The following is an 11,515-nucleotide window of genomic DNA, read 5'->3' on the forward strand; positions in this document are numbered from 1 at the left end:
TCTTCCTCTTTTTTTTATTGGTCAACTTCTTCTAGTTCTGTTTTAAAAGTAGTTAAAATCTGGCTTATGTCCTCAAAGCTTTCGCTATAACTAATTTCCAAATAGTTCTTTAACAACGTAGCGAAGGAAGAGAACTGCTCAGCAGCTTTACCTGTAAATACATCTTCTTCAATTAAGAGCTCAAGCGGTCTATAAAATTCATCTAACATCGTGTTCATTTCATTTTGAAGCTTCTTATAATGCGCTAAAAGGTCATCCAATTGCTGGTCACTTATTTTGATTTTACTAGGTCCCTCTAATGGGTACTTTATGGCTTTATTACTCATTTGATCCCATTCTCTCTTAGTACTGACAAGATTAACTCATTGTCTGTATCGTTATTAATATAATTTTTCAGCACAAAACCACGTAACAATATCCCCTCTTCTTCAACATCTGCAAACATTTCCTCTTCAATTGCACGCAGTTCAGATGATTGATTCTGGAAAATTCGAACAACATCTAGCCAATCACCTTGATCAATCTCATCTTCAGGGTATTCAAGCGTTGGATAGGCAGCAGCAACAGCTTCCCATCGTTCCAGCATCGCAAGCGTCCGGTCTGTCGCAATCAGTTCAACATCAACAGGTGACTGTTCACTATGATAAACACTGTCCATATGCAGGATCATCTCAGCATTACGATAAGGGAATAACTCACTCATCGTCTGCATTTCAAGTTGATCTTGTGCTTCCATTTCTTTAATGGTATTATTTCGCTCAATCATTAAATAGACCCGAATTGAAGTTAAAATAATAAAGAATATAATCGTTATTTTTAAGTAACGTTTCGTTTCATCTTTCATAAAACTATAATCCTCCCATAATAATTTATATATAAGTACCATCTACCATTATACGGACTTAATGGTTAATATTTGAATACAACAAAAGTAGTGAATTTACTTGTACAAGGTCAAAAGGTCTAGGTTTAACGAATTAAACTGCCTTTATAATTGAAATAATAAGGAGCATTTCGTTTTAATCTAGCAACCACGCTATTAAGCGAGGCTTGCTTTTTTTGTTAAAAAGGATTGTAATAAAAGTAAACCCCTAAAGAAGGATGACCTTATAATGAAACTCTTGATTATTGAAGATGACCCGCAATTATCTGACACCATTAAACAAACGACACAATATAATTATGATGTCACGCAAGCTTATGATGGTTCAGAAGGTTTGTATTATGCTGAGCAAGACATTTATGATTTGATTATTCTTGATCTTATGCTTCCTTCAATTGACGGTTATCACGTACTTAAAAACTTGCGAAATAAGAATATTACGACGCCTGTATTAATCTTAACTGCTAAAGATGGAATTGATGATAAGGTTAAAGGGTTTAAAGTTGGCGCAGATGACTATATCGTCAAGCCCTTTCACCGTGAAGAGCTGCTTCTTCGACTAGAAGCGATTTTACGTCGTGTGCATGGGGACTTTCAAGAACAAACCTTATCTTTTTTAGATTTACAGCTTCATTCCACTAAAAAAACGGTTCACATAAATGGTGATCCGATGATTTTAAATGGTAAACAGTTTGAATTACTGGAGTATCTCATACATAACCAAGGGGTAATTTTAACAAAAGAACAAATTTTCGACCGAATCTGGGGTTTTGAATCTGAGACAGGCTATACCGTAGTCGAAGTCTATATTAGTCATTTACGCAAAAAATTAAAGCCTTATCGTTATGAACACTATTTAAAGACATTGCGTGGACTTGGTTACCTATTAAGCGATGCAGGTGAAGTAAATGAATAAACAAGTTGTGGTTAAAAAACAGCAGCGCCAATTTATGTTATTCCTCTTTATCACTTTCACAATTATTTATGGCATATTTGGCTTTTTAATTTTTATCAGAATCCAATCTTCTTTATTGGCTTTACCTGATCAAGAATTGTTGGCGTATCAAGATCGCCTTGAGTTCAGAGACATGCCCTTACCTCCAGAAAATGATGAGAATAGACCACCAATACTTGCCGAGCCTGGTAGTCCGCGAATTGTCATGATTAAGTGGAATGACCGTGGCACGATTATAAACGAAGCACAAATCGGAACAAGTTTTTATCAAGACTTTTTAGCTGATTATCAATTGTCGACTGATTCAATTGATGAGATCAAATCAATCGTATTAGAGAATGACCGTCGTTTTCGCTCACTATTAATAGCAACGGATACAGAAGAAATGACATATATTGAACTTTTAATCAATGTCGATCAAGAATATGCGTTACTGGCAACATTCGAACAGTTGTTGGTCATCACATCAATTATTTTCATTATCCTTTCTTTGACCGCCAGCTATTGGTTAGCACGAAAAATGATTAAACCAATTATGTCTTCTTGGGAGAAGCAAACGGAATTTGTTGAAAATGCTTCACACGAACTACGCACCCCATTAACAGTCATTCAAAATAAATTAGAGTTGTTATTGACGACACCACAGAAAAAGATTGTTGATGTATTTGAAAACATTGCTGTATCCTTATCTGAAACCAACCGTCTAACAAAGCTAACCAATGATTTATTAACATTAGCACGTGCCGATGCTAATGTGACACAACTAGAAAAAAACCGCTTTAATCTAGATGCATTTATTGAAACTATTTATCAACCTTATGCTGATATCGCCCGGACCCAGGATAAACAACTTGAATTACAGTTAAATAGCCAGCAAGTTATCACTGCTGACCAAGCGCGTTTACATCAACTAATGGTTATCCTTATTGATAACGCATTAAAGTATACTGAAGAAGGTGACACTATTACATTAACAACAGAAACCATGACAGAATCTGTCTACATACATGTCAAGGATACTGGAATTGGAATTAAAGAGGAAAATCGAGCGCAACTTTTTGATCGCTTCTATCGAGAAGATACTGCACGCATCAGAGAATCCGGCGGGGTTGGCTTAGGATTATCAATCGCACACTGGATTGTCACTAGTCACGGTGGAAAAATAAAAGCACTAGCCAATCAACCAACCGGAACAATTTTTTCAATTAAGTTGCCTATTCAATAGTTCTCTTTTGGTAAGAGCTTTCTTGCAATCGCATGATTAATTCATGCGATTTTTTCGCTTTGCATGCGAACTCTACCTTCTTTCATGCGATCTTCCTGATTTACGTGCGAAATCTCCTTCCTTTCGTGCGATTTTCTCGCTTTACGTGCGAAATCCCCTCCCTTTCGTGCGCCCAACTCTACCTTCTTTCGTGCGATCTTCTGGGCCCTTTACGTGCGAATCCCTCGCCTCCCTTTCGTGCGCCCAACTCTACCTTCTTTCGTGCGATCTTCTGGGCCCTTTACGTGCGAATCCCTCGCCTCCCTTTCGTGCGCCCAACTCTACCTTCTTTCGTGCGATCTTCTGGGCCCTTTACGTGCGAATCCCTCGCCTCCCTTTCGTGCGCCCAACTCTACCTTCTTTCGTGCGATCTTCTGGGCCCTTTACGTGCGAACTCGCCTCCCTTTCGTGCGAACTCTACCTTCTTTCATGCGATCTTCCCCCTTTACGTGCGAACTCGCCTCCCTTTCGTGCGAACTCTACCTTCTTTCGTGCGATCTTCCCGATTTACGTGCGAACGCATGATTGATTCTTGCGTTCGCATGAAAAATCAAATGACTCCTCCACACTTTTCCCACAATTTTATTACACTTCTTTCACAACTTTTTAAGCTTAATTTAAGCTTCATATTGATAATTAAAAGTAGAGAAAGGAGTTGTTAATGATGCTTTTCAAAAATAAACAAGGACGACTTGAATTGAAACATGCAATCAATGAACGTGATTGTTACTTAATTAGAAAAAATTTGCAACATATTATGGAATATGATCCACATGCAGATCAACAAGGCCGTTATTTTATACGGAGTGTGTATTTCGATAATTTTGATCAAAAGGTATTGACTGAGAAAAAAGAGGGTTACTTAAAGCGTGATAAATACCGAGTTCGGCTTTACAATATGGATCAATCCACATTAAAGCTTGAACGGAAAAGCAAGCGAAATAATGTAACAAAAAAAGACAGTGCTCCGCTAACAGCTAAAGAATATCAGTCTATGCAATGTGGGGACATTGAATGGATGAAAGCAGATAATCGCCCATTAGTTAGAGATTTATATACTGAAATGAAGCTCCATCAACTTAAGACAATGACGGTCGTTGATTATATACGTGAGGTGTTTATTTACCCTTATGGAAATGTACGTATTACCTTTGACAGTCAAATAAAAACGAGCTTTCGCAATACCGATATTTTCAACCCAAATTTACCTATGGTTGAAGCACTCGATCCACAATTAGTCATTCTTGAAGTTAAATATGATCAATATTTACCGGATGTCATTAAAAAACTTTTACAAGTTAATGATCGTAGCATAGCCACATATTCTAAATATCATTTAAGCCGGATGTACGGTTAAAGAAAGAAGAGGGATTTTATATGAACAGTCAAGTAAATTTTAGTGATATTTTTAAATCTAGTTTTCTAGATCAAGTCACCAGTTTTTCGGTTATTGATAGTTTAATCGCTTTGGTCACCGCATTTGCAATTGGTTTATTTATCTATGTTGTCTACAAAAAGACGTTTGCCGGGATTATATACTCACATAGCTTTAATGTCTCATTAATTATTATGACAATGACAACTGCTTTAGTGATTATGGGGATATCGTCAAATGTACTTCTATCACTTGGTATGGTTGGTGCATTATCTATTGTGCGGTTTCGTACACCCATTAAGGAGCCTATGGATCTCGTTTACTTATTTTGGGCGATTGTCTCAGGTATTTTAGCTGGAGCCGGATTTATTCCACTTGTGATAATTGGCGCAATTCTGATTGGACTTGTGATGGTTTTCTTCGTTAATAAGGTGACCATTGAAAATCCGTATTTACTAGTGATTAAGTATACAGATGTAATGGTTGAGGAAAAATTCAAAACGATTATTGGCAATCATGTATCTAAATATGCCATCAAATCGAAATCAAGCAATTTAAATGGTGAACTTGAATTAACATATGAAATTCGGATGAAACAACAAGAAACACACTTTATTAATCAGCTATCCGCATTAGACGCTGTTAAATCAGCAGTCATGCTAAGTTATGATGGCAATTTTACGGCGTAGTTTTTTAAAAAAGAAGGGTAACCTTCTTTTTTAACAAGGAGGAAGAACAAATGATTAAGAACCGCTATGTAATTGGTGTTTTTATCTTTATCATCGGATTTGGAATCGGTTTGTATCATCTATTTCAAACCATAGCTATCGAAGAATCGACAGTAAGTTCTCGCTACACCGATACCGTATTTGATCAAACACAAGTGAGTCAAGTCGAAATTGAATTAGCTGAAGAAGATTTAGACTATATGTTAGAAAATCCACTTGAAGAAACATACGTTAATGCTTCAGTCACGATCAACGGACAAACAGTCACAAATGTCGGGATAAGAACGAAAGGGAATATGACGTTAACATCAGTTGCTAATATGGATTCTGATCGTTATAGCTTTAAAATTGACTTTGATCAATATGACAACAATCAAACTTTAGATGGTCTATCAACCTTAAACTTAAACAATAATTATAGCGATTCAACCTTAATGCGCGAATATATTTCTTATGAAATTATGGAAGGTATGGGTATCGAAACACCTGCTCATTCCTATATGTATGTGACGATCAACGGGCAAGAGTGGGGCTTATATTTAGGCGTCGAACAAATTAATGAAAGCTTCCTAAATCGAACAATGGATGATGCTACCGGAGATCTTTATAAACCAGACGGTGTTGGTAGTGATTTAGTTTGGATTAGTGAGGATATAGAAGATTATACAGGATTAAACTTAAAAACAAATGAAGGAACAAGTGACCAATCTGCGATGATTGCTATGCTTGATGCAATAAACAACAGTGATGACACTGATCTTGAGCAATACTTGAATGTCGATCAAATGCTCAGATATTTTGCGGTTAATACAGCACTTGTTAACCTCGATCATTATCAAGGGCAAATGAAACACAACTATTATTTATATGAGCAAGATGGCGTGTTTTCAATTTTGCCTTGGGACTATAATATGTCGTTTGGCGGATTTAGCATGGGGGCTGGTGGCGCTAATATCGATGACATAAGCGAGCCGGAAAATGGGGATTTAGACATCTCAGAAATGAATATGCCTGATTTCGAGCAAAATGATGGTGATTTTGAAATAAGAAATAATCAAGACAACGGTAATCAGAATAATATGGGTATGGGTATGATGGGAAGCGACATGATGAATGAAAGCTCGATTAACTTTAGCATTACCGAACCTGTCTCTGGTACGACTTTAGAAGAACGCCCTCTATTAAATGCTTTACTTTCAGTCGATGACTATCGTGAACGTTATGAAAGCTATCTTAAAGAAGTGGCGACTACTTACTTTAGTGAAAACTATATGGAAGATATGACAGCTAATATTGCTTCAATAATCTTAGCTTATGTCGAAGCAGATCCAACCAAATTTACGACAACTGAAGAATTTTTACAAGGCGTTTCAGGTGATGAAAGTTTAGTAGCTTTTGCAACAGCTCGAGCAGAATCAATCTTAGCTCAGCTATCTGGTGAACTTGTAGTAGAAGCTTCTACTACAACTGGTTTTGAGAGAAATGGTCAACAAGCATCGGATGGAGAAGATACTAATAATCGCTTTGGCAACAACGAACCGAACTCTACTGATCAAATTGGAAGTGAAGGCGTTGAAGACGATCAACCTAATCGTTTTCAAAATATGCCAGAAGATGGGGAAATGCCGAACTTTGATGAAATGCCTGAAGGCGGCGACATGCCAAACAGAGGTCAAGGACCAGGAGATCAGAACAATCAAAAACCAGACTTTCAAAATGATCAAGAGAACGAGCGTATCGAAGCCAGCGAATCTATTAATTTACAATCTGTAAGTATAATTAGTATTTTATTTATTATATTAATCATTGCCATCACCTTTGTCTCAAGATTCAGACGCAGAAGAGTTTGACCCCTAAACAAATCACAGTAGTCTAAACGCGCTTTTTCATCACATTAAAGAAGCTAGGATGTTCTGCATCCTAGCTTCTTAATTACTTATTGTTAAGTGCGTTTCCTCGTTTCAGGAGATACATCCGTCAGTACATAGTAAAGGAATGTATCACGACCGGATGGAATAGCCCCCATCCACTTTCATTTCATGAAAAGAATCTGATCTGATTTTTTATTGTAAGCCTAGTAATTCATCAATAACTTGAACCACTTGGTCAGCAGCTTGATCACACCGTTCAACCGTTGGTGCTTCTACCATAACGCGCACAAGGGATTCCGTACCTGATGGGCGCACCAACACACGACCATCATCACCCATTTCTGTTTCGACTTTTTGAATGATTTCTTGAATACGCGGATCAACTAATGCTTGATGCTTGTCAACGACTTTTACATTTTTCAAAACTTGTGGGAATCTCTCCATTTCGCCAGCTAACTCAGATAATTTCTTACCTGTTTCTTTAATAACATTAATTAATTGTAGCGCTGTTAACATGCCGTCACCAGTTGGTATATAGTCTAAAAAGATAATGTGGCCTGATTGTTCTCCACCTAAATTATAGCCACCTTTACGCATCTCTTCCATGACATAGCGATCACCTACATCAGTCTTATCACTTTTCATACCACTTTGCTCTATAGCTTTATAAAATCCTAAATTACTCATAACGGTTGACACGACGGTTGAGTGTCGCAATAAGCCACGTTCATTTAAATGCTTAGCACAAATATACATGATTTGATCACCGTCTACAATTTGACCCTTCTCATCAACAGCAATCAGACGGTCACCATCACCGTCAAAAGCTAAACCAATATCAGCTTCCTTATCTACGACAAACGCTTGTAACGTTTCAGGATGAGTTGATCCGACACCATCATTAATGTTCAAACCATCTGGTGAAACCCCAATGGTTGAAATATCTGCTTCTAAATCAGCAAACAAATGGGTAGCTAAAGAAGAAGTCGAGCCATTGGCACAATCCAACGCAATATGTAAACCATCAAATTCATTATCAACCGACTGCTTTAAATATTGAATATACTTTTGCCCGCCTTCAAAATAATCATTAATTTGGCCAACTGCAGACCCTATTGGGCGTGGTAAAATGTCTTGGTCAGCATCAATTAATGCTTCAATTTCTAATTCTTGATCATCCGTCAGTTTAAAACCATCGGAGCCAAAGAACTTAATACCATTGTCCTCAACAGGATTATGAGATGCCGAAATCATGACACCAGCTTGGGCACTCATTGCTTTCGTTAGATAAGCCACCCCAGGTGTAGAAATAACGCCTAATCGCATCACTTCAGCACCAATTGATAATAATCCGGCTAATAGCGCGCCTTCTAACATATCTCCTGAAATACGTGTATCTTTTCCAATTAATACTTTTGGCTTTTCTGCTTCTTTTGTCAGTACATATCCACCGCATCGGCCCAGTTTAAACGCTAATTCTGGCGTTAACTGCTCATTAGCTATACCTCTAACTCCATCTGTTCCGAAATATTTACCCATCATGTACCTCTCCTTTATTCCCAATTTAACAAAATTATCGATGTACTTATTCAACTTGGATAATTGCTTCCTCCATCGGTAAAGATACCTCTAAACCATTTGGCCCCTCCACCTCAATCGGCAATTGATGTTCACCGCTATTTATACCACCTAAATCAATGATTAATTCAAAATCACCCTGATCCAAATCAGCAATTTCAGAAGGGTATCCAATAATTGTGAGATCAATTTGACCTGTTTCAGGATCTACAAATGATGATGTTAAATTATTACTTAAATTCTCAATATTTATTTCCACATCTTCAATCGTTTCTTCTGTTATCTCTTCTACCTCTATATAAACATTAACAGTGCTTGTTGAAAGGAGCCTCACATTATCAGGCGTTTGCAGGCTAACTTCGATCGTATCACTCTCTGTTATTTCTGAAAGATCAATGGGTTCTGTACTTATTTCATTGATTAAATCTAAATTTTCTTCAGACGCAAACACTTGAACATCACTATCTTCTGCTTCGATGGAAACGAGCTGAAAATCTTCTGGTAAGTCCCCCGTTGTCTCTACCTCAATTGGCACGGTTTTGTTTGGGCTAGACACTTCTAAATCAACAGACACTGTCTCAGGCTCAATACGAGCATTCAATTGATTACCTTCGCTATCAAAAACACGAACAGGAACATCATTTAAGGTTAATGACTCCCCTATACCTTCAACATCGACAAATGCTTTCACTACTGATATGCGATCGATAACACTTTGTGAGCTTGTAATGATTACCGTCTCAGGGGTGATGCTAGCTGAATCAATTTCAAAACCAGGCTCCATTTGATCTAAATTGGTATAATCAATAACGACTTCAAACTCACCAGTACCACGCTCTTCAATTGACACTTCTACCTCAGAGGGTTCAATATCAACTGATAGACGATTAGAAATGCCATCATGCTCAATTGGAACAACATGTGTACCTGGCTCTAAGTCCTCAAGATCAACAAATACATCAAAATTACGTTGTGTTACCGTGGATTGAACAACACTAACGGTCCCTTGTAGAGTCATAGAAACTGTTTGTGGCACACCACTTACAACATATTGCTCATCATCAATTTGAATATTAACCGGAACGTCTTCTATGGTTTGTGTTTCTTGAGAGCTATTAAATATAGCATCAAAACTACCTATGTCAGCCGAGCGGGTATCTTGATTATCAAATGAGATAATTAGAAAAGTGAATACAGCAAGAACTAATGAGATGATGCGGATGACCCATGGTTTGTTGAGCCAATCATTCATTTTTCTTCCCCCTTCGCTTCCAACTTTTTAAAGTCGGGGTTTTAACGAAATTTGGTTCTAGATCCTTCCGTAGTATCTCGGTTAATTTCTCTTCATCAATATCCCGATGCAACTCGCCATTTCTCGTACAGGAGATATGGCCTGTCTCCTCTGACACAATGATTGTTAACGCGTCACTCACTTCGCTAATTCCCATTGCAGCACGGTGACGTGTCCCAAGTTCTTTTGAAATAAATGGACTCTCAGAAAGAGGCAAGTAACAAGCGGCAGCAACAATTTCATTTTGTTTAATGATCACAGCACCATCGTGTAGAGGGGTATTAGGAACAAAGATATTTGTCAAAAGTTGATTAGTCAATTGCCCTCGAATCGGTATACCTGTTTCAATAAAGTCCCCCATGTTGGTTTCACGCTCTATTGTAATCAATGCTCCAATTCGACGTTTCCCCATATAATTACATGATTTAACAATCGCTTCAATCGATTGGTTAAATATCTCTTCTTCTGAACGCCTATTTCTACTAAAGAAACTACCTCTTCCTATTTGTTCTAGCGCCCTTCTTAATTCTGGCTGAAATAAAATAATAACCGCTAGAGGCCCCCAAACAATGACTTGTTCTATCATAACTTGAACAGTCTGTAAGTTTAACACGTAACTGATTAGGTAAAAAATAAAGACGACAAAAATTCCTTTAAGCAGTTGAATCGCCTTGGTTCCTCTTAAAAGCATAATTAATTTATAAAAAACATACCAGACAAGGGTGATGTCTACGACTATTCTCAATATATTAAATAATGTATATCCCTCACCAAGCATGATTACACATCCTTCTGTCCATAAATAACCATCTCATTTCAATAAGTAATCACTCGTTTTATTATAGCATAACCTCCTATAACTTTATAATAAAATCCTAGATGTATTTAGTATAATTTGGTATATTATTATTTTTGACAAAATAAAAAGGATTAAACATTAATATTAACGTTCAACCCTCTTGGACACATATGTATGGTGGAGCCTAGCGGGATCGAACCGCTGACCTCCTGCGTGCAAAGCAGGCGCTCTCCCAGCTGAGCTAAGGCCCCTATCAAATATTAAGAATGAGCCATGAAGGATTCGAACCTTCGACCCTCTGATTAAAAGTCAGATGCTCTACCAACTGAGCTAATGGCTCTTAATGGCTGGGCTAGCTGGATTCGAACCAGCGCATGACGGTACCAAAAACCGTTGCCTTACCGCTTGGCTATAGCCCAATAAAATAACAGTGAAACAAAGTACACTGCTTTTTAATCTTAAAATTTTATTAATGGTGGAGGGAGTAGGACTCGAACCTACGAACCCGATGGGAGCGGATTTACAGTCCGCCGCGTTTGGCCAACTTCGCTATCCCTCCAATTATAATAATCAACTGGTGCCGGCCAGAGGACTTGAACCCCCAACCTACTGATTACAAGTCAGTTGCTCTACCAATTGAGCTAGGCCGGCATATGGTGGAGGATGCAGGGCTCGAACCTGCGACCCCCTGCTTGTAAGGCAGGTGCTCTCCCAGCTGAGCTAATCCTCCGTCTACATAATACTGCTCATGCTCGTATTGTAATGAGATGT

10 protein-coding genes and 6 tRNA genes are annotated in these 11,515 nt (G+C 37.9%); 5 read left to right on the forward strand and 11 right to left on the reverse strand.

Annotation, left to right across the window (positions count from 1 at the left end):
* Window positions 1-14: 14 nt before the first annotated feature.
* Both B494_RS0114670 and B494_RS0114675 read right to left on the reverse strand, forming a co-directional pair.
* Complete coding sequence (locus B494_RS0114670) at window positions 15-326, reverse strand: WXG100 family type VII secretion target (protein WP_017473143.1); 312 nt, start codon at window positions 324-326, stop codon at window positions 15-17.
* Window positions 323-844, reverse strand: coding sequence for a hypothetical protein (locus B494_RS0114675; protein WP_017473144.1), 522 nt, complete (start codon window positions 842-844; stop codon window positions 323-325). The genes B494_RS0114670 and B494_RS0114675 overlap by 4 nt, the downstream gene beginning before the upstream one ends.
* A 268-nt stretch (window positions 845-1,112) precedes the next feature.
* On the opposite strand from B494_RS0114675, the gene B494_RS0114680 reads away from it, so the two are divergent.
* From B494_RS0114680 to B494_RS20240, 5 genes are all read left to right on the forward strand, one after another.
* The gene (locus tag B494_RS0114680) at window positions 1,113-1,799 is read left to right on the forward strand and encodes a response regulator transcription factor (protein ID WP_017473145.1); all 687 of its coding nucleotides are present in this window, start codon (window positions 1,113-1,115) and stop codon (window positions 1,797-1,799) included.
* Entirely contained in the window at window positions 1,792-3,063 is a 1,272-nt protein-coding gene (locus tag B494_RS0114685) for a sensor histidine kinase (protein ID WP_017473146.1), read from the forward strand. The genes B494_RS0114680 and B494_RS0114685 overlap by 8 nt, the downstream gene beginning before the upstream one ends.
* 703 nt (window positions 3,064-3,766) lie before the next feature.
* Window positions 3,767-4,459, forward strand: a complete 693-nt coding sequence (locus B494_RS0114695; RefSeq protein ID WP_017473148.1) for a polyphosphate polymerase domain-containing protein — start codon at window positions 3,767-3,769, stop codon at window positions 4,457-4,459.
* A 20-nt stretch (window positions 4,460-4,479) separates the two neighbouring features.
* The gene (locus tag B494_RS0114700) at window positions 4,480-5,166 is read left to right on the forward strand and encodes a DUF4956 domain-containing protein (protein ID WP_017473149.1); all 687 of its coding nucleotides are present in this window, start codon (window positions 4,480-4,482) and stop codon (window positions 5,164-5,166) included.
* 50 nt (window positions 5,167-5,216) lie between these two features.
* Entirely contained in the window at window positions 5,217-7,055 is a 1,839-nt protein-coding gene (locus B494_RS20240) for a CotH kinase family protein (RefSeq protein ID WP_017473150.1), read from the forward strand.
* Between the two features lie 213 nt (window positions 7,056-7,268).
* On the opposite strand, the gene glmM is transcribed toward B494_RS20240, so the two are convergent.
* The 9 genes from glmM to B494_RS0114750 form a co-directional block, all read right to left on the reverse strand.
* On the reverse strand, window positions 7,269-8,615 hold the full coding sequence (gene glmM / locus B494_RS0114710; protein WP_017473151.1) for a phosphoglucosamine mutase: 1,347 nt from the start codon (window positions 8,613-8,615) through the stop codon (window positions 7,269-7,271).
* 46 nt (window positions 8,616-8,661) lie between these two features.
* Window positions 8,662-9,906, reverse strand: coding sequence for a CdaR family protein (locus B494_RS0114715; RefSeq protein WP_017473152.1), 1,245 nt, complete (start codon window positions 9,904-9,906; stop codon window positions 8,662-8,664).
* Window positions 9,899-10,723, reverse strand: a complete 825-nt coding sequence (gene cdaA, locus B494_RS0114720; protein ID WP_017473153.1) for a diadenylate cyclase CdaA — start codon at window positions 10,721-10,723, stop codon at window positions 9,899-9,901. The genes B494_RS0114715 and cdaA overlap by 8 nt, the downstream gene beginning before the upstream one ends.
* Before the next feature lie 196 nt (window positions 10,724-10,919).
* Window positions 10,920-10,995 (reverse strand) — tRNA-Ala (locus tag B494_RS0114725).
* A gap of 16 nt (window positions 10,996-11,011) precedes the next feature.
* Window positions 11,012-11,084: transfer RNA gene (locus tag B494_RS0114730), tRNA-Lys, on the reverse strand.
* A gap of 4 nt (window positions 11,085-11,088) precedes the next feature.
* Window positions 11,089-11,163, reverse strand: a tRNA-Gln gene (locus B494_RS0114735).
* A 54-nt stretch (window positions 11,164-11,217) separates the two neighbouring features.
* Window positions 11,218-11,303, reverse strand: a tRNA-Tyr gene (locus B494_RS0114740).
* A gap of 16 nt (window positions 11,304-11,319) precedes the next feature.
* Window positions 11,320-11,395 (reverse strand) — tRNA-Thr (locus tag B494_RS0114745).
* A gap of 3 nt (window positions 11,396-11,398) precedes the next feature.
* A tRNA-Val gene (locus tag B494_RS0114750) sits at window positions 11,399-11,474 on the reverse strand.
* Window positions 11,475-11,515: the final 41 nt, after the last annotated feature.

Origin of the sequence: Amphibacillus jilinensis Y1 (genome assembly GCF_000306965.1) — a bacterium.
Lineage (GTDB): Bacteria > Bacillota > Bacilli > Bacillales > Amphibacillaceae > Amphibacillus_C > Amphibacillus_C jilinensis.